Origin of the sequence: Arthrobacter sp. zg-Y769 (assembly GCF_020907405.1) — a bacterium.
Classification (GTDB): domain Bacteria; phylum Actinomycetota; class Actinomycetes; order Actinomycetales; family Micrococcaceae; genus Arthrobacter_B.
In genome coordinates this window covers 118,622-137,589 of record NZ_JAJJOE010000003.1, presented here as the reverse complement: position 1 = coordinate 137,589, position 18,968 = coordinate 118,622, and the positions used below count along the sequence as shown (strand labels likewise).

The 18,968-nt window shown below is 66.2% G+C and carries 16 protein-coding genes; 8 read left to right on the top strand and 8 right to left on the bottom strand.

Going from position 1 to position 18,968, the window contains the following annotated elements; translation table 11 throughout:
- Positions 1 to 27 precede the first annotated feature (27 nt).
- The 6 genes from LOC60_RS00965 to LOC60_RS00940 are packed head-to-tail and all read right to left on the bottom strand — an operon-like array spanning position 28 to position 6,295.
- Positions 28 to 702, bottom strand: a complete 675-nt coding sequence (locus tag LOC60_RS00965; protein ID WP_230020853.1) for a DUF4166 domain-containing protein — start codon at positions 700 to 702, stop codon at positions 28 to 30.
- A 2-nt stretch (positions 703 to 704) separates the two neighbouring features.
- The gene (locus LOC60_RS00960; protein WP_230020851.1) at positions 705 to 1,997 is read right to left on the bottom strand and encodes a DUF58 domain-containing protein; all 1,293 of its coding nucleotides are present in this window, start codon (positions 1,995 to 1,997) and stop codon (positions 705 to 707) included.
- 5 nt (positions 1,998 to 2,002) lie between these two features.
- Positions 2,003 to 3,037 (bottom strand): AAA family ATPase, encoded by a 1,035-nt coding sequence (locus LOC60_RS00955; protein ID WP_230020850.1) that lies wholly within the window; start codon positions 3,035 to 3,037, stop codon positions 2,003 to 2,005.
- Positions 3,034 to 4,272 carry a DUF4350 domain-containing protein gene (locus LOC60_RS00950; protein ID WP_230020848.1) on the bottom strand — a complete coding sequence of 413 codons (1,239 nt, stop codon included), beginning with the start codon at positions 4,270 to 4,272 and terminating at the stop codon, positions 3,034 to 3,036. The genes LOC60_RS00955 and LOC60_RS00950 overlap by 4 nt, the downstream gene beginning before the upstream one ends.
- Positions 4,269 to 4,979, bottom strand: a complete 711-nt coding sequence (locus LOC60_RS00945) for a DUF4129 domain-containing protein (protein ID WP_230020845.1) — start codon at positions 4,977 to 4,979, stop codon at positions 4,269 to 4,271. Before LOC60_RS00945 ends, LOC60_RS00950 begins: the two co-directional genes overlap by 4 nt.
- A gap of 2 nt (positions 4,980 to 4,981) precedes the next feature.
- Positions 4,982 to 6,295: a hypothetical protein gene (locus tag LOC60_RS00940; RefSeq protein ID WP_230020842.1), complete on the bottom strand. Its 1,314-nt coding sequence runs from the start codon at positions 6,293 to 6,295 to the stop codon at positions 4,982 to 4,984.
- Between the two features lie 211 nt (positions 6,296 to 6,506).
- Here LOC60_RS00940 and mtrA point away from each other — a divergent pair, with 211 nt between their 5' ends.
- The 7 genes from mtrA (at position 6,507) to secA (ending at position 16,699) form a co-directional block, all read left to right on the top strand.
- Positions 6,507 to 7,184: an MtrAB system response regulator MtrA gene (gene mtrA / locus LOC60_RS00935; protein ID WP_230020841.1), complete on the top strand. Its 678-nt coding sequence runs from the start codon at positions 6,507 to 6,509 to the stop codon at positions 7,182 to 7,184.
- 49 nt (positions 7,185 to 7,233) lie between these two features.
- Complete coding sequence (mtrB, locus tag LOC60_RS00930) at positions 7,234 to 8,901, top strand: MtrAB system histidine kinase MtrB (RefSeq protein ID WP_230020840.1); 1,668 nt, start codon at positions 7,234 to 7,236, stop codon at positions 8,899 to 8,901.
- The gene (locus LOC60_RS00925; protein ID WP_230020839.1) at positions 8,891 to 10,621 is read left to right on the top strand and encodes an LpqB family beta-propeller domain-containing protein; all 1,731 of its coding nucleotides are present in this window, start codon (positions 8,891 to 8,893) and stop codon (positions 10,619 to 10,621) included. Before mtrB ends, LOC60_RS00925 begins: the two co-directional genes overlap by 11 nt.
- Positions 10,622 to 10,733: 112 nt before the next feature.
- Complete coding sequence (locus tag LOC60_RS00920) at positions 10,734 to 11,705, top strand: ComF family protein (RefSeq protein WP_230020837.1); 972 nt, start codon at positions 10,734 to 10,736, stop codon at positions 11,703 to 11,705.
- Between the two features lie 126 nt (positions 11,706 to 11,831).
- The gene (gene hpf, locus LOC60_RS00915) at positions 11,832 to 12,563 is read left to right on the top strand and encodes a ribosome hibernation-promoting factor, HPF/YfiA family (RefSeq protein WP_230020836.1); all 732 of its coding nucleotides are present in this window, start codon (positions 11,832 to 11,834) and stop codon (positions 12,561 to 12,563) included.
- A gap of 81 nt (positions 12,564 to 12,644) precedes the next feature.
- Complete coding sequence (locus tag LOC60_RS00910) at positions 12,645 to 13,859, top strand: winged helix-turn-helix domain-containing protein (protein ID WP_230020833.1); 1,215 nt, start codon at positions 12,645 to 12,647, stop codon at positions 13,857 to 13,859.
- Between the two features lie 89 nt (positions 13,860 to 13,948).
- Positions 13,949 to 16,699, top strand: a complete 2,751-nt coding sequence (gene secA / locus LOC60_RS00905) for a preprotein translocase subunit SecA (RefSeq protein WP_331460759.1) — start codon at positions 13,949 to 13,951, stop codon at positions 16,697 to 16,699.
- Positions 16,700 to 16,719: 20 nt separating this feature from the next.
- On the opposite strand, the gene LOC60_RS00900 is transcribed toward secA, so the two are convergent.
- Together LOC60_RS00900 and LOC60_RS00895 are read right to left on the bottom strand one after the other, a co-directional pair.
- Complete coding sequence (locus LOC60_RS00900) at positions 16,720 to 17,289, bottom strand: Rv3235 family protein (RefSeq protein ID WP_230020832.1); 570 nt, start codon at positions 17,287 to 17,289, stop codon at positions 16,720 to 16,722.
- Between the two features lie 79 nt (positions 17,290 to 17,368).
- Complete coding sequence (locus LOC60_RS00895; RefSeq protein WP_230020831.1) at positions 17,369 to 18,190, bottom strand: LysM peptidoglycan-binding domain-containing protein; 822 nt, start codon at positions 18,188 to 18,190, stop codon at positions 17,369 to 17,371.
- Positions 18,191 to 18,397: 207 nt separating this feature from the next.
- Between LOC60_RS00895 and LOC60_RS00890 the strand changes: the two genes are divergently transcribed.
- Positions 18,398 to 18,961, top strand: a complete 564-nt coding sequence (locus LOC60_RS00890) for a hypothetical protein (RefSeq protein ID WP_230020830.1) — start codon at positions 18,398 to 18,400, stop codon at positions 18,959 to 18,961.
- Positions 18,962 to 18,968: the final 7 nt, after the last annotated feature.

Below are 18,968 nucleotides of genomic sequence, written 5' to 3'. Positions count from 1 at the left end.
CTGCGCCGGTCCCGGTGCCGGCCTCGCCTAGGTGCGGCGCTGCCAACGTTCGGGTTCGACGCCGGCCGGCAGCACGCCGTCGTAATCCCGGTAGGCATAGGTGAAGGAGCCGTCATATTCGAAGACGGTGCCGACCTGCCGCTGGATGACCTCGGCGCGGATCCGGAACTGCTCCTGCTGCGGGTCCCACCACTGTTCCACCTGTGCATCGGCACCGGCGAAGTCCGGAAGGGGCACCCGCAGCGGACCGAGGAACAGCCGGCTGCGGGGGGACTTCATGTGCAGGTGCCCGTCCTCCGAAACCCGCAGCAGCAGGTCCGTGGCGAGGTTGCGCCGCCGGCCGAGATAGTCCGTCAGGATTCCCGGCCCGGTCAGCACCGTGGTGTCTTCGAAGATCCTGCGCCTGCCCGGAAAATCAAAGCTGCGGACGGCCGTCAGCGCCGGCCGGCCCCATGGGTCGCGGTGCGCGTAGTTGCGGATGGAGAAGGGAACCGAGGACCCGTATTCGGGGAAGAAAGCGTTGGACACCGGAACCAGGCGCAGCAGCGGACGCAGCCAGGGACGCGGGCAGCCGGCCCGGGTAAACACTCCGGTGCCTTCGCCGGACCGGCCGCTGTCTGCCGCAAGGCTGAAATACTGCTGCAGCTGAGGCTGCAGGCGGAGAAAGCCGGGCCCCAGGACCTGCCGGTACACCGAGTCCACGGCTATAGCCTTCCGGACGCCTTGAGCCGGAGATACATGTCTGCGAGTTTCGGGGCCAGTTCGTGGGGAGGTTCGTCGACCACTTCGGCACCCATCGAGCGCAGCTGCGCGCCGACGGCTGCCCGGTCAAGGAGGGCACGCTCGGCGGCCGCGGCACGGAAGACAGCCGGTGTTGTGCCGCCGCCGCGGCGCAGCCCGTCCAGGCCCGGGTCCCGCACGGAGGCAACCACGACCACGTGCTTTTCCAGCAACCGGGGCAGGACCTGTACCAATCCCTCTTCCACCGCTCCGGAATCCAGCGTGCTGATCAGCACCACCAGGGACCGGCGTGCGGAAACGGCGTGTACGGCGCCGGGCAGGAGGGAGAAATCCGCTTCGATGAGCTCCGGTTCCAGCGGCGCGGCGGCGGTGACGAGCCGGCTCAGGAGGTTCTCCTTGCCGCCGGAATCCACGCGTGCCCGGATCCTCCGGTCGAAGGCCAGGAAATCAACGCGGTCACCTCCGCTGCGGGCAAGTACGGCCAGGAGCAGGGTGGCTTCAATGCCGGTGTCCAGCCGGGGTTCGTCGTCGATCCGCGCGGCGGAGGTCCGGGACGTGTCCAGGGCGATGATCACCCGGCGGTCGCGTTCGGGCCGCCAGGTCCTCACCACAGTGTCCTGTCGGCGTGCGGTGGCACGCCAGTCGATCGAGCGGACGTCATCGCCGCGGACATATTCGCGCAGGGAATCGAATTCGGTTCCGGCACCGCGCAGCTGTACCGAGGTGTTGCCGTCCAGCTCCCTCAGCCTGCGCAGCTTGGAGGGCAGATGCCGTTTGGAGTGGAAGGGAGGCAGTACCCGGATCTCTCCCGGCACCGGAAGCGTCCGTTGGCGGGCCGCGAGTCCCAGGGGTCCGAAACTGCGCACCGCTACGTGGCCGCTCTTCAGGATGCCGCGGCGGGCAGGTTCCAGTTGGACGTCCATGCTGCGGGCTTCACCGGCGGGGACCGTCATACGCTGCTGCGGGTTGCGGGCGCCGGCGGAGGGCTGCCACCCGTCCCGGACCACGGCCCGCAACCGGGTCCCGGTGTCATTGCGGACCACCAGGGTGCCCACAGCTGCCTCGCTCAGCCGCACGCTGTCCGGCATGCGGCGTTCCACCCTCAGCCTCCGCGGAGAGGCAGCCAGAAGCAGGTCCACACCGGCTGCGGCGGCAATGAAAGCCAACCAAAGCAGGATCGACACGGCGCCGGGATAAACGAGAACGGCAACGGAGCCCAGGAGCGCCAGCAGGACAAACCGGCCTGAGACAGCCATCAGCGCTACCGGGGAACCGGTACGGTGGCGAGGATGCTTCCCAGCACGTTGTCCACATTGACCCCGTCCATCTGAGCTTCGGGGCGGAGGGCCACACGGTGCCGCAGGGCGGGAAGGGTCAGCGCCTTGACGTCGTCGGGCGTTACGAAGGCCCGTCCCGAGAGCCAGGCCCAGGCCCGCGCAGTATTCAGCAGCGCAGTGGCTCCGCGCGGTGACACTCCGAGTTGGAACGACGGCGCCGAGCGCGTTGCCCGCACGAGGTCCACAATGTAGGCGAGGACCTCTGGTGCCACGGAGACCCGGGCGACTGCCTCGCGTGCACGTTCAAGGTCCTGCGCCGAAGCCACCGCACGGATGCCGGCCGCGGCAAGGTTCCGGGGATCGAAGCCGCCGCTGTGCCGGCGGATCACTTCGATCTCATCTTCTCGGCCGGGGAGGTCCAGCGTCATTTTCAAGAGGAAACGATCCAGCTGGGCCTCAGGAAGCGGATACGTACCTTCGTACTCCACCGGGTTCTGCGTTGCCGCAACAATGAACGGTTCCGGCAGGGGACGGGTGACCCCGTCCACGGTCACCTGGCGCTCTTCCATGGCTTCGAGCAGTGACGCCTGGGTCTTGGGCGGGGTGCGGTTGATTTCATCCGCGAGCAGGATGTTGGTGAACACCGGTCCCTCCCGGAAGGAGAACTCAGAGGAACGGTTGTCATAGATCAGGGAACCGGTGACATCGCCGGGCATGAGGTCGGGGGTGAACTGGACACGCTTGGTGTCCAGGTCCAGCCCTGCGGAAAGGCTCCGCACCAGCAGCGTCTTGGCCACGCCGGGCACGCCTTCGAGCAGCACGTGGCCCCTGGCCAGCAGGGCAATAATAAGCCCCGTCACGGCCGCGTCCTGACCCACCACTGCCTTGGCCACCTCCCGGCGGACCTGCGCCAGGGCTGCACGGACGGGATCCTCTTCCGGAGGAAGGGGCGGGACCGGTGCGGTGCCGTTGGCGGCGCCGGAAGGTGCGGGTGCATAGGGTTCGTACTGCTGGCTCATGATGAAGTGGCCTCTTCCTCTAGGTCTTTCAGGTCCCGGGCCCAGTGCACGAGTTCGGCGCCGGTTCCGGGCAGTCGTTGGTTCAGCAGATGATCGGTTTCGGCGTAGCTTCGGCCGGATGCGTCCGCAGCCGCGCGCGTAACGTCGTCGGTGCCGGCTCCCGGGCCGAGGCGCAGATGTGCGGCCAACCGGGTCATGGCGGCGGCACGCAGGGTTGCTGCGGCATGGCCGACAGCGTGGCTGTCCTGATACAGGCGCGCCCGGCCTTCGGCGGTTTCCGCCGCCTGGACGACCACAGGCAGGGGCTCCTCCACCAACGGCCCCAGCCTGCGGCCGCGCCAGAACGCGGCCAGGGCGGCAACCAACAGGAACCAGAACAGGAGCGGATTCACCCACGCGGGCAGCAGGGAGAAGGGATCGGTGGGTGCTTCGGACGGTGGAACATCGAAGGGACCGGCCTGGTACCAGACGAGTGTTTCGTCCGCGCCGAGGGTGCGGAAGGCCAGTGCGGCATTGCCTTCCAAAGCAACGCTCTCGTTGGAGAGCAGGTCGGCGCTGCCCAGGACCACTGCGGAACCACCCTTGGTGGCTGCATAGGAACCCGCGGCGTCGTTACCTTCGCTGCCCGGCTCCTCAAAACAGGTGACGGGCCCCCGGTAGGTCTTCCCGCCGGCCTCGATGGTGCCGGCGGCCTCCGCGTCGTCGTTGGTGCAGCCGGCATCGAGCCGGTGGCGGGCGGGTTCCTGCGGAAGGAGCCCGGCGGATCGGATCTGCGGGGCAAAGTCGGCCAGCTGCTCAAGGGACGGCTCCACCAGCACCACCCGGCCGGCGGCGTCGGCCAGGTCCTCCCGTTGCTCACTGGTGAGGAACCCGGCGGGATCAAGGAACAGCAAAGTAGCGCCGGGATTGTCTTCGAGGGCCGCCTGTGCCTCCGCCAGCTGCTCGTGGTGCTGCACGTCCACGCCTTGGCCGGCCAGGATTTCAGCGGTGGCCATGGCGCCGTCGGGTGCGGGATTGGCGGGGGAGAGCGGGGTGGTGTCATGATCCGCGCGACCCCAGACCGACGCGAGGACCACTGCGCACAGCAGCAGGAGAAGCAGAAGCGGGACCCGGTGACGGCGGAGCCTGCCCGCGAACCGGCTGCGGCCAGCCGGCGTCCGCAGCTCGTCGCTGTGCGCCTCTTCCGGGCTCTCCGATTCAGCGGTGCCTCCCGGCTTGCCTGCAGCCACCCTCATTTCGGCACCGCCAGCATGGGTTCGTCTGGTTCGGAAGCCGAGGGAACGGCGGATTCCAGAGCTGTGTCGAGGGCCGCTGCGCGCAGGTAATCAGTATCCGCAGCGACCCCCTTGCCGTAGAGCACTTCATCGAACCGCTGCCGGAGTTCCATGATCTGCCGGCGGTATTCCGGGAAGGCAGCAGCCAGGCCGGTACCGGCTTCGGCTGCAGTCCGGGCCGGCCGGGTATCGAAGATGACCCGTTCCTCTGCCGAACGGACCATCGCGCGGAAGCGCTCGGCCACGGCGTCGTTCCAGCGTAATTCGGCTGCGGCCTGCTCCGCGCGGGCACGGTGGTCAGCTGCCCGTTCCACCAGGTCGTCGCCAAAGACCTCCGCCCGCTTTTTCACGGACGCATTCAGCCGCGGCCGGATGATGAGGACGGCAACTGCCACCAGCACGACGGCGGCCAGTACCAGGACCAGGACTCCGGGACCTGCGCCAAGGCCGTCCGCATCCTCGAGCAGCTCGTTCAGCCATTTCCCCACCCGCTCCCAGAACCGGTCCAGAAGACCCGGTTTGGCTTCTTCGTACGCCCGCTTCGACAACTCGTCCCGGGCCCATTCCCGTGCCTGGTCTGCGTCCGGCTCGATCGGGGTATCCATGGGCGCAGCTCCGGCGAACAGGTTCCCTGCAGGGCGGGGCGGCAGCAGCAGTGAGGACAGCATGGCTAGTGCGTACCTGCAGGCGGACCGTACGGCGTGGTCCGTGCCATGGGTGCGGCATTCCGGCCGGGTAGGAAATCGGGGTCCTGTGCCTGCGGGCTCTCCTGCTCCTTCATCAGGGCGAGGTCGAAACCTTCGCGGCGGATCCGGAGGTCCACATACAGCAGTGCAGTGACGGCGCCCTGGAAGGCGCAGGCCACAGCGGTCAAAAGCAGGGTGAGCGCGAAGAACAGGACAACGCTCAATACGTTGAGGACCGTGCTCTCAGCCACCATGATCAGGCTGACGAGGAAGGTAAGCGGCACCGAAAGGACCTGGGACAGGATGTTTACGATCAGGCCCGTGAGGGCCAGGATCCCGAACGTCCGCCACCAGTTGCGACCCGTGAGGCGCCAGGACCGCCTGATCGCAGGGAAGACACCGATACCTTCCAGTACCAGTGCGGCAGGTGCCAGCGAGAGTTTCACCGAGATCCAGGCTGTGGCGGTAAACACCGCGGACAGGGCGGGGATCAGCACCAGGAGCCCCATTTCAGCGAAAGCATCGAAGATCATATACACCAGCAGGGCAAGGACCGTGATTCCGACGGCGGCGCCGGCCAGCAGCAGCAGTGCCAGGCCGGCAAGCGAACCGAGGGTGCTGCGGGCCAACCGCCAGAGCTGGCTGAAGCCGGTCTTCAGGTTCAGGGCAGAGCGCACCACGGGCAGGACCAGGAGGCCCTGGACAAGCAGCACACCGGCCAGCGACACCCCGCCCAGCGTTGAAACCATCCCCGCAACCGTTCCTACCACCGGTCCCGTGACTTCACCTTCGAAGGCAGCGCCCTGCAGCCATCCGTCAATGGAGAAGGCCAGGCCAGCCCCGAGCCCGACAAGCAGCAGGGTAACCACGGCCTGGATCACAAAGGCATTGCCAAAGGCGGCTAATGCATTGCGCCGGCAGGCCTGGAAGGCACCGTCCATGATCTCGCCCAGACCCAGGGGCCGCAGGGGAATGATGCCCGGCTTGGGCGGCGGCGCATAGCCGGGCTGGGGGAGGGGGCCGCCGCGGTAGGGGTTGGGCTGGTCCCAGCCGTTCACCTGCGGTGCGGAAGCTGCGGGCTGCTGCGCCCAGGGATTTACCTGCTGCTGGGCCCATGGGTTCACGGCCGGCTGCGGCACACCGGGCGGCGGCGGAGCCGGCTGCTGGCCCCACGGGTTAGCGGCGGGCTGCGGAATCCCCGGCGCGGGAATCCCGGGCACGGGCTTTCCCGCGCCGCCGTCCTGCGTCTTGGGCTCCCGGTCGCTTTGCTCCCGCCCGCTGTGTTCTTGCTCGCTCATTTTTACCCGTTTTCCCCGCAGGCCCTTGCGTTTATTACCTCGACTATAGTGACGCTCCGTCCAAACGGTACCCGGCGAGCCGCGGCGGTAATTGTGTCCCTTAGGATGATAGGGATTAACGTAGGCGGCTTTAGCACGCCGTGGGGAGCGGCAGCCGATGCTGCTCCGGGCGCGCACCGGCGCGTGGGTCAAGCAGCGAAAACAGGGAGTTATGAAGGCACGCATACTGGTCGTAGACGACGACGAAGCACTCGCCGAAATGATCGGGATTGTGCTGCGCAACGACGGTTTTGAACCGGTGTTCTGCGCAGACGGCTCCTCAGCGCTGGAAGTGTTCCGCAACAGCAAGCCGGACTTGGTCCTGCTTGACCTTATGCTCCCGGGCATCGACGGCATCGAAGTATGCCGGCAGATCCGCAGCGAGTCCGACACCCCCATCGTGATGCTCACCGCCAAATCCGACACGTCCGACGTCGTCCGCGGACTGGAGTCCGGTGCCGACGACTACGTACCCAAGCCCTTTAAGCCGGCGGAGCTGGTGGCGCGGGTCCGTGCCCGGCTGCGCCCGGGTGACCAGAAGTCTCCGGAAACCCTGCGGATCGGCGAAGTCTCGATCGACGTTGCAGGCCACTCCGTGGCCCGTGGCAGCGACAGTATTTCGCTGACGCCGCTGGAATTCGACCTGCTCGTAGCCCTGGCGCGCAAGCCCTGGCAGGTTTTCACCCGCGAGATGCTGCTTGAACAGGTCTGGGGATACCGCCACGCCGCCGACACGAGGCTGGTGAATGTGCATGTGCAGAGGCTCCGCTCCAAGATTGAACGCGACCCCGAAGCACCCGAGATTGTACTGACGGTGCGCGGTGTCGGATATAAAGCGGGCCAGAGCTAAGTTGCCGGATTTCCTGGCCGGGGCGGTCAGGAAATCCCCGAAACTCGACATGACGCTGCAGCGCCTGGTGCGGCTGCGTGATTCCTTCCGTCGGGCCACCTTTCACCGGATAGCCCGCCAGTGGCGCAGGTCCCTGCAGTTCAAGACGATCGTTTCCACGCTCCTGCTGGTGGCCCTGGCCGGGGCGGGGATCGGCGCTTTCCTCTCACACCAGATTGCCGGTTCCCTCTATGAAGAGCGGCTGTCCCAGTTCCGGACCGAAGCGACGTCGGGCCTGACCAATGTGAAGGAAAACTTCAGGGACACTGCCGCCAGCGACCGGGAAAGCACCGACCGGCTCGTTATGGACACGCTGGCGCTGCTGCAGGGCGAGGGCGCGGACACGCCGCGCACCTACCTGCTCACGCCGTTGCCCACGAAGGACCCCCTGTACATCACGTCCGTAAACAGCGGCACCATTACTGCCAGCGGAATCCCGGTGGCACTCAGCGACGCCGTCGTTGCCAGTGATGCCACCGCAGCGGCGACGGACTACGTGTTCTGGTCTCCGCTGGAGCTTGCCAACGGGGAACCCGGCATTGCTTTCGGCACCAAGGTCACGCTGCCTCCGGACAGCTCCGAATATGCCCTTTACCTGATCTACGACCTGCATTCCATGCAGGAAACCCTGGACGATATCCACCGCATCCTCTGGATTGCGGGATTCCTGCTGCTTGCCATCAGCGGCACGATCGCGTGGATCGTCACCAAGGCGGGACTGGGCGCAGTCAGCGATGCGGCAGCGGTCTCGGAGAAACTGGCCGCAGGCGAACTGCAGGAGCGTATGGAGGTCAAGGGGGAAGACGAGGTTGCCCGCCTGGCGGCGTCGTTCAACCACATGGCCGGCACCCTCCAGGACCAGATCACGCAGCTGGCGACGCTCTCGAGCATGCAGCAGGTCTTCGTCTCCGATGTCTCCCATGAACTGCGAACGCCGCTCACCACCGTGCGTATGGCGGCCGAGGTGCTGTACGACGCGCGGGACAGCTTCGACCCCATGTACCGGCGTTCCACTGAACTGCTCTACCACCAGGTGGAACGATTCCAGGCGCTGCTGGCGGATCTGCTGGAGATTTCCCGGTTCGACGCCGGGGCCGCGGTGCTCGATGTGGAGCCCACCGATGTCTTCCATATTGTCCGTGACGTCATCGACGCCACCGAGCCGCTGGCGAACAACTGCGGTTCCGAGGTTGTTGTGGTGTCCAAGGAGTCGAGCTGCGTGGTCGACGCCGATCCGCGCCGGATTGAACGCATCCTGCGTAACCTGCTGGTAAACGCATTGGAGCATGGTGAAGGGGAACCCGTCGAAATCGCCATAGCTGCTTCCGCTGACGCCGTGGGGATAGCTGTCCGCGACCACGGCATCGGGATGACCGAAGAAGACGCCGACCATGTCTTTGACCGTTTCTGGCGTGCGGATCCGGCACGTGCACGAACCACGGGCGGCAGCGGGCTGGGCTTGTCCATCGCCACGGAGGACACACGTCTTCACAACGGCTGGCTGGAGGCCTGGGGCGAACCGGGAAACGGATCATGCTTCCGGCTGACACTACCCCGCCGCCATGGTGTGGACTTTGAGGCATCGCCGGTGCCGTTGTCCCCCCGCGAGGTGCCGGCCGGTCCCCGCGCGCTAACCGCTGCGGCTCCGGCCGGGGAAGAGGAACCCAATGCCTACTAACACAAGGATGCTGACCGGGTCACGGAAGGGGCAGCCCGGCAGGATGCTGGTGCTGTGGCTCAGCGCCGTGCTTGTCCTGGCCGGCTGCTCGTCAATACCCACTGTCGGCCCGGTAGGCACCGCGTCGGCTGAGCACAACGGGGAAACGGGAGAGGACGCCGTTTTCTCCCCCGATGGCCCGGTCGAGGACGCCTCGCCCGAGGACATCGTCCAGGGCTTTATAGACGCAGGCAAGGGCGCCGTGGACGACTACAGTGTTGCCCGGCAGTTCCTGGCCCCGGACGTGGCCAACACCTGGTCGCCTACCGAACGGGCGACGATTTACCGCTCGTCACGCATCGTGGCCCTGCCGGAACCGAACGCGTTCCAGATTCAGCTGGAGGTGCAGGGCAGCGTGAATGCCCAGGGCATCCGTACCGACGCGCCCGAAGGCAGCACCGAAGCTTTCCCTGTTCGGCTTGAACAGGTGGATGGACAGTGGAGGCTCAGTGCCGTCCCCGACGGCATCATCGTGTCGCTGGCGAATTTCCCTGCGCTGTTCATAGCCCACAACCTCTACTTCTATTCGAGCGACTACCAGTACTGGGTACCGGATACCCGGTGGTTCATCCAGCGCGCCGGCATCGCGGCCAACATCGTCAAGGAACTCCTCGTCGGTCCCGCGCCGTATCTCCAGGGCGCCGTCGTGAGTGCCTTCCCGGCCGGCACCACGCTGGCCCGGGATGCAGTGCCGGTGGCCTCGGGGGAGGCGGTCGTGGATTTCGCAGCCGACTCGCTGCGGGACTCAAGCGATCAGAACCGCCAGCAGATGGTGAAGCAGCTGAGGCAGAACCTTCGCCTCAACAACATCACGTCCGTGAGCATGACGGTGGAGCAACGGGAAGTGGATCTCGGCAAGGGCAGCGGCGACATGCAGTCAGCCGAGGAGGATCCGTCTGCCGGCGCCACCCAGATCGTGGTGTACCAGGATGAACTGGCCTATTACGCGGACGGTCCCGAGCCGATCGGGGATGTCCCCTCGGTGGCGGAATACGGACCCCGGTATCCGGCCATGTTTCGGGACGGATCGATCATCGCGTTCCTGAACAGCCAGGAAGACACCTTGCTCGTTACGGGTACCGGACAGGACGTTCGGGTGGCGGCCGAGGGCGGCAGGTTCACGGCACCCAGTGTGGATCCCCGCCGGTGGATCTGGACTGCCCAGCCCTCGGGCACCGGTTCCCGCGTATTGGCGATACAGCCGGGGGGAGACCGCAGTTCCGCAGCTGTCCTCTCCGCCCCGTGGCTGGAGGGCCTGACGGTGACTGAATTGCGGATTTCCCGCGACGGTACCCGGGCACTGGTTGCCGCGCACCGCGGGGGGCGCAGCGAAGTGATGATTGCCGGCGTCGTCCGCTCTCCCGAAGGCGTTCCCGTATCCCTCACGGTTCCGATGGTCCTTCAGGTCCCCTCGGATGCCGGGGCCGTGAACCGGGTCAAATGGGCTTCGGAGGATACAGTGGTTGCCGTGCAGACCGGAGCGGAGGAAGCGGCGCCGGTTATTCTCGGCACCGGACGTGCCCCCCAGATGCTTTCCCCGAAGGCGGGGATCGTGGGCCTGAGCGCTGGAAACGGTGTCGAGGACATCTTCATCCAGACCGGTGAGGGCATCTTCAACAAGGTAGGGAGCAGCTGGTCGCTGCGAACCGAAGGAACACGGGACCCGGCCTTCCCGGGCTGACGGAGAGGCAGCCTTCCTCCACAGCAGCAGAAACCGCGCCGCCCGTCGGCCGGTTGTCCCCACAGCACCCTGCGCCGCCGGAGGGCGGTCCGGGCACAGGCAGTATGAACTGATGGATATGCCGAACGGCCGCCTGGACCGGTTGCTTTACTCCCGCACGGGACAGGGGATCGCCGCAGCAGTGTCCGGTCTGGCAGCCGTGCTGGCTCCCGTTTCGTGCGTGGCATGCGGGGCTCCAGACCGTTCGCTGTGCAGCGTGTGCGCGGCAGGGATCCGGCACGGAACGCTGCATCCGTACTCTGCGCAGGAGGGTGCCGGCGCGCTTCCGGCGGCAGAACCGGCAGAACCGGCAGCACCGGCGCCGACGCCGGGATCAATCCCGGGAACGCTGTCTCCGGGCCGGGAGGCTGATCTTTTTACCCCGCTGCCGGTCCTGGCCGCAGGAACCTATACGGGCGGACTGGCCCGGATCCTGCTGGCCTTCAAGAACGGAGGGCATACCGACCTGGCCGGGTTCCTGGTCCCGGTGCTGGCAGGCGTCCTGCAGTCAGCGGTGACGGATGCACGCGGAAGGAAATGGAGTGGTCCTCTTGTCCTCGTTCCGGTGCCCGGCACCGGCGCCTCCGTGCGGAAACGCGGCTACGTTCCGCTGGCGCTGCTGCTGAAGCGGCTCCGGCGTCGGCAGCTGCTTCCGCCCGGCTGCGCCGTGGCTTCCCTTGTGTCGGTGTCGGCCGGGCACGGCAGGGCAACCGGGCCGGGCGGCGGCGTCCGGCCCGGCGGCAGATCCGGCCCGCAAAAGGGGCTCGGGGGAACCGCACGGCGACGCAACGTACGGAACACCATGGACGCCGGACCGCCCGGAAGACTTTCAGGGGTTGACTGCCTGGTGATCGACGACGTACTGACCACGGGAGCCACCATTGCGGAAACGGCGCGGGCACTGCGCGTGGCGGGGGCACGGGTAGCCGGGGCAGCCGTTATTGCAGCCACACCAGCCCCGGGACGTAACACAACTCTCACTTACCGTGCTGTTCCGGGGGCGCGTTCCATCGTTCCTGGAAACGGAATCCCGAGACGTGAATAAAGCTCGGCGGTGTTCTAACGTGTTGAGTATGGATAGCTTCAAGTAGCGGGGTTATCCTGCGGCAACGGTCGCGAAGGAAACTGACAGCGGCCGTTGTTGTGTCACCGAAATCTATTGGAGGGCACCATGGAATTCATGATCAGCGGACGTAACGTTGCAGTATCAGACCGGTTCCGCGAGTACGCCGAAGAGAAAATCGGCAAAGTGGAGGCGCTCGGCGACAAGGTCCAGCGGGTGGAGGCCAGGGTCACGAAGCAGGGTAACGTCCGGGACGCAGACAGCGCCCTCACCGTGGAAATCACGGTCACCGGACGCGGGCCTGTAGTCCGTGCCGAGGCAACGTCCGGAGACAAGTTCGCGGCGTTCGACCTCGCGTACGGAAAGCTGCTGGAACGGCTGCGCCGGGCAAGCGACAGGCGCAAGGTGCACCACGGGCGCCACGCCCCGGTACCCGTCCGGGTTGCCACTGCTGATCTTGGTCCCGTGAGTACTTCCGAGCCGCTGTATGCCCAGGTGGCCGCAGCCGCTGAGGAACGTGCCAGCGACGCCGCGGATGCGGAAGCGGAAGCGGAGGAAGCCGCCGGTGAGTGCCCCGTATTGATCCGGCGCAAGGTTTTCCCGGGTGCCCCCATGAGCCTTGACGACGCCGTGGACAATATGGAGCTGGTCGGCCACGACTTCTACCTCTTTGTGGATTCCGCCACCGGCGCGCCGTCGGTGGTTTACCGCCGCCGCGGCTGGACCTACGGCGTCATTACCCTGGACTCCAAGTGCGCAGAAGGCACGGAAGAACCGCGGGAGGAAATCCGCGGCTACCGTGCGGCGGAAATCCCGACGGATGGTCGCGCAACCGCCTGACCGCAGCCCCCGCGAAATCCGCCGGGGCCGTGGGATTCCGACGGTTCCGCTGGACTCCGACGGCTCCCCTAGGATAAGGGGATGAAAACTCAGCTCTCGCTCCGCCAGGCACGCCGGACGGCGCTGGCGGCGCAGGGACTGGCCCGGGTACGGCCCACCGGCCTTGTTGGCGCAAGGCAGGTGGGCCGTACCTTTGAGCGGCTTGGCCTGCTGCAGATCGACTCCGTGAACGTGCTTGCCCGCAGCCATTACCTTCCGCTGTTTTCCCGGCTGGGGCCCTACGACCGGAAACTCCTGGACCGGCTTGCCACCCGGCGGCCGCGTCGCATGGTCGAATACTGGGCGCACGAGGCAAGCTTCGTCCGGCCCGAACTCTTTGCGGATCTGCGCGCCGTCCAACGGCGTACCTGGATGACCGCCCACTCCCTGCCGCCGGCTGTTGCCGAGGACCTCCGGCAACGGATCCTCGAACTTCTGGAGACTGCAGGCAAGGCCCTGACCTCCCGCCAGGTAATGGAGCTCCTGGGGCACAGCACGGTACGGACGACCTCGGACTGGGGCTGGAACTGGAATGCCGCCAAGCGCGTCCTGGAGGACCTTTTTGCCGCCGGCCTGATCGGCTCCGCCGGGCGGACGCCGCAGTTCGAGCGGCTGTACGCCCCCACTCCGGCAGTCCATCCCGCGGGCGCAGCGGCGCTGGAACCATCCGATCCCGAGCAGGCAGTGCTGCGCCTGACCGAGATTGCAGCACGGGCCCACGGCATCGCGACGGTTCGGGGACTTGCCGATTATTTCCTTCTACAGCAGCGCGAGACTTCAATCGCCGCCGAGGTCCTGGCAGGCAAGGGCATCCTCGAGCCGGTGGAAGTGGCCGGCTGGCGGCAGCCGGCGTATCTGCACGCGGAAGCAGTGATTCCCAAGTCCGTATCCGGTCAGGCGCTGCTGAGTCCGTTCGATTCGCTGATCTTCGAGCGGCGGAGGCTCGAGGAGCTCTTCGGCTTCCATTACCGGATCGAAATCTACACACCGCCGGAAGCCCGCAGATACGGCTACTATGTGCTTCCCTTCCTGCTGGGGGAGGAACTCGTCGCCAGAGTGGACCTCAAAGCGGACCGCGCCGCGGGTATGCTGCTTGTTCAGGCAGCCTTTGCGGATCCCGGGGCACCGCCGCATACGGCGCGTCAGCTGGCTGCCGAGTTGCGTCTCATGGCACAGTGGCTGGGTCTGGGGCAGATTATGGTCAAACCCATGGGAGACCTGGCTCCCGCCCTGAAGCTGGCAGTATGCAGGGAATAACGGTCAATAGGGAATCACGGACCGTCACCGCACGTCTCTCACGTAGACTGGGGACGCCAGATTTCGGCAACTAGATTGGGAGCAAATCAGTGGCATCACTACTCGAACGAGTTCTTCGTACCGGCGACAAGAAAACGCTGAAGACACTGCGTAACTACGCCGACGCGATCAACGTGCTCGAGGACGAGTTCAAGGGCATGTCCGATGCCGAGCTCAGGGGTGAAACGGATCGCCTCAAGGAGCGTTACAACGACGGCGAGTCCCTGGACGATCTCCTTCCCGAAGCCTTTGCCGCGGTCCGTGAGGCCGCCGGACGTACCCTGGGCATGCGCCACTTCGATGTCCAGCTGATGGGCGGCGCAGCGCTGCACCTTGGCAACATTGCCGAAATGAAAACCGGTGAAGGCAAGACCCTCGTGGCCACCGCCCCCGCCTACCTCAATGCGCTTACCGGCCGCGGCGTTCATATCGTCACGGTCAACGATTACCTGGCGGAGTACCAGTCGGACCTGATGGGTCGGGTTTTCCGCTTCCTCGGCATGACCAGCGGCTGCATCCTCTCCAACCAGGACCCCGCGACCCGGCGCGAGCAGTATGCCGCCGACATCACCTACGGAACCAACAACGAGTTCGGCTTCGACTACCTGCGCGACAACATGGCCTGGAGCGCTGCCGAACTGGTCCAGCGCGGCCACCACTACGCCATCGTTGACGAAGTGGACTCCATCCTCATTGACGAGGCACGTACTCCGCTGATCATTTCCGGTGCGGCCAGCGGTGACGTGAACCGTTGGTACACCGAGTTCTCCAAGGTCGTCCAGCGGCTGAAGATCGACGCCGACTATGAAGTGGACGAAAAAAAGCGCACCGTCGGAATCCTCGAGCCGGGCATCGAGAAGGTCGAGGACTACCTCGGCATTTCGAACCTGTATGAAGCTGCCAACACGCCGCTGATCGGCTTCCTGAACAACGCCATTAAGGCAAAGGAACTCTTCAAACGGGACAAGGACTACGTGGTCCTCAACGGCGAAGTCATGATCGTCGACGAGCACACCGGCCGCATCCTGGCCGGACGCCGCTACAACGAGGGCATGCACCAGGCCATCGAGGCGAAGGAAGGGGTGGTCATCAAGGCGGAGAACCAGACGCTCGCGACCGTCACCCTGCAGAACTACTTCCGCCTCTACGAAAAGCTCGCAGGCATGACCGGTACGGCCGAAACCGAGGCCGCCGAATTCATGAGCACGTACAAGCTGGGCGTGGTTCCCATTCCCACCAATAAGCCCATGGCCCGCATCGACCAGGCAGACCTGATTTACAAAAACGAAGTGGCAAAGTTCGACGCCGTCGTGAAGGACATTGCCGAGCGCCACGCGTCAGGCCAGCCCGTGCTGGTCGGCACCACCAGCGTGGAGAAGAGCGAGTACCTCTCCAAGCAGCTGGCCAAGGCCGGCATCCGGCACGAAGTGCTGAACGCAAAGAACCATGCACGTGAAGCCGCCATCGTCGCCCAGGCCGGCCGCAAGGGAGCCGTCACGGTAGCCACCAACATGGCCGGCCGCGGCACCGACATCATGCTCGGCGGAAACGCCGAGTTCAACGCGATTGCCGAACTGGAACGCCGCGGGCTGGATCCGAACGAAAACCCCGAGGACTACGAGGCCGCCTGGCCGGATGCCTTGGAGAAGGCACGGACGGCGGTTGCCGCCGAACAGCAGGAAGTAGTCGAACTCGGCGGGCTTTACGTGCTCGGCACCGAACGCCACGAGTCCCGCCGCATCGACAACCAGCTCCGCGGCCGGTCCGGGCGGCAGGGCGATCCGGGCGAATCCCGGTTCTACCTTTCGCTGACCGATGACCTGATGCGCCTGTTCAACTCCGGTGCTGCCGAACGGATCATGAACAGCTCGTCCATGCCCGACGACGTCGCGCTGGAATCCAAGCTGGTTTCCAAGGCAATCCAGAACGCACAGGGACAGGTTGAAGGCCGCAACGCCGAACAACGCAAGAACGTCCTCAAGTACGACGACGTCCTGAACCGCCAGCGTGAAGCGATTTACGGCGACCGCCGGCGGATCCTTGAAGGCGATGACCTGCAGGAGAAGATCAGCTTCTTCCTGGAGGACGTAGTCACTGCGATGGTCAACGAAGCGACCGCGGAGGGCCACGGAGACGACTGGGACCTCGAGCAGCTGTGGACCAACCTCAAGACGCTGTACCCGATCAGCCTAACCATCGACGAGGTGGTCGAGGAAGCCGGCGGCCGGTCCAGGCTTTCGCGCGACTTCCTGCACAACGAGATCCTGTCCGATGCAAAGCTGGCCTACCAGGCACGCGAGGAAGCCCTGGGATCAGCCACCATGCGCGAACTGGAACGCCGCGTGGTGCTTTCGGTAATCGGGCGCAAGTGGCAGGAGCACCTCTACGAGATGGATTACCTCAAGGAGGGCATCGGGCTGCGGGCCATGGCCCAGCGTGATCCGCTGGTGGAATACCAGCGTGAAGGATTCGTGATGTTCCAGACGATGATGGAGTCCATCCGCGAGGAAAGCGTCGGCTACCTCTTCAACGCCGATGTGCAGGTCAGCGAACCGGCAGCCCCGGCAGCGAATGCGTTGGCAGGGGTCAAGGACGCCCGCGGTGTCCTCGGTGCTCCGGTGATCAAGGCCGCGGGCCTTGAAGCTCCGCAGCAGCCGGCCAGCCTGCAGTTCACCTCACCGAACAGCCAGGGCGGGGTCGAGACCAGGGTGGAGCGGACAGCCCGCGACAAGCAGGACACCAAGGCAGCTCCGGCGGCCGGCAACAAGTCCGCCGGCAAGAAAGCCAAACGCCGCAGGTAATCCCGCTATACCGGGGCCGGTTATCCGATCTCCAGGGCAGTAACTTTCCAGAGCCCGCGCCGCAGCTGAACCCTCAGCGCGACGGCGCGGGCTCTTTCGTGTTCCTGTGCCACCACCGCGGCCTCGTAGACTCCTTCCGACACCGGACAAAGGCGGCAGGAACGAATGCGTACCCCCCGGTGCAGCAGCTGCGGATCGGGTGTTGAACGCCCCTGAGGGGCCTGCTGCAGCCCGCGGACGAGGTTGGCACGCAGCTGCAGCCGTTCATAATTTTCGGGATCCAGCCAGCGGGCCATCTGCTGGAGCGGACGGACGCCGCCCAGGACTTCCAGCGCGGCCAGCGCCACGGATTGGCAGATGGCCTTCACCCGGGCATCGTCTTCGGGGTCCGAGGCCCAGCGGGCAGCGCCGGGGACGGGGGCGGCCGGTGGATCGGCTGCCCGGTTGCACCGTTCACGCGGCGTCGCCGGAACGGGCGCCGGAAGCACCTCCTGCGAAGGAGCGACATAGACGGCGATGGGACCGGCGTCCCCGTCCGTGTGCGGTGCAGGCGGGGCATCGGGGGAGGGCAGGAATATCACGCTGGTCATGGTGCGTCCTTTCCTAGCGCAGAAGGGCCGGGCTTTGGCAGCCGGACCGGTGGCTTGCGGGCCGTGGAGCGGCCGGTCCTCATGGCGGCGGGACGGCCAGGACCTGGCCCGGGTGGATCAGCCCCGGATCCGGCCCGATGACCTCCCGGTTCAGTTCGTACCAGCGGGGCCAAAGCGCGGCAGTTTCAGCGTCCGTAGCCAGCGGGCCCAGCTGTGAAGCCGCCAGCGACCACAGCGTGTCGCCCGCGGCAACCACGACCTCGCGCTCATTGGGCCGGGGCACACCGGTGAGTAGCCCGCCGGCGGCAGGCCGCGGGGGAGAAGGGCGCCAAAGGGGAGAGACGGACTCCGCCGAATCTGCGGCCCCCGGACCGGCGGTCTCGGAAGACGCAGGTTTGGCGGGCGCGGTACCGGACAGTGCAGTATCCGGCAGTGCAGTATCCGACAGTGCAGTGCCGGATGAAGCTGCCGCCGGGACGGCTGCTCCGAGTGCGACAGGCGCTGCGCCCAGCGTGCCGCCGGCCGCCAGCGACATCCCCAGTGCGGCCGAGGCCAGGCGGCGCAGCGGTCCCGGCGCCAGGGACAGCGCCCGCCGGCCCGCTGTGCGGAAGCCGAAGCGGTGCAGGAGGCAGCCGGATAGCGCGAAGCAAAAGCCCAGTACCCACCAGAGCGTGAGCAGCACGCCTGCCGCCGCCGCGCAGAATCCGGCAACCTGCGTCAGCGTAGCCAGGGAAAGCGTAGCTTCGGAGAACGAATCCGGGGAGAACACTGCCGTGCCCGCTGCCATGGCGCCCGGGAGCATCCGGGTTCCGCACCACAGCAGGAGTAGGCCACCACCTGCTGCCGCGGCGGCGGCAAGCGCATCCATAGCCGGCCCGGGGCGGGAGCCTGATCCGGTCATAGCATTCTCCAATCCGGAGAGGTGGGCCGGCGGAGCATCGGTAACCTGCCCGTTTAGGCCCTTTGAGGGGGTTTGATGGTGACTAGGTACGTTGGATAACTCTCAGGCTTTTTGATGCGGTCTGGCCCGTGTGATGCCTGTGTCTACACTTCGCTTTGATCAGTGTCCAGAGTGGCCGGGCGGCTTAGTGGGAGCTAGCCTTGGGCGATGCGATGGGACGCCCTGTTCAGGGACATGGAGGCACAGCTTGCCGCGGCTGCCGGTCTGGCGGCCGAAACCGAGATTTCCGACCGCGTGCGGATGGAACTGCGCGGGATCAGCCTGCAGGACAGGCTGCGCAGCCAAGGCGGGAAGCAACTCGTCTTCGACCTCGGAACAGCGGGGATGCTGCGGGGGGCCCTGAAGCACGTGGGTGACGGATGGGTGGCGCTGGAACAGGAACACGGTGCCGCTTTGGCGGTGTTGTCCCATGTGGTTGCCATCCGGGGCATGGACCGGTTTGCCAGTCCGCCGCCGGGGAAAGTGCGGCTGGGGGTGACGTCCGCACTGCGCGGCATCGCCCGGGACCGCAGTGCCGTCGTCGTCCGGTCCGCCGGGGTACCGGCTGAAGCTGCCCTGAACGGAACGATTGACCGGGTGGGCAGCGATTTCCTGGAGCTGGCAGCGGTACCGTCCGACCAGCCGCGGCGCAGCGCAAACGTAACGGGTGTCTATGTCCTGCCTATTGCCACGGTGGCGGCAGTTCTGTCACAACGGAACGGGTGGGAGTGACAACGGC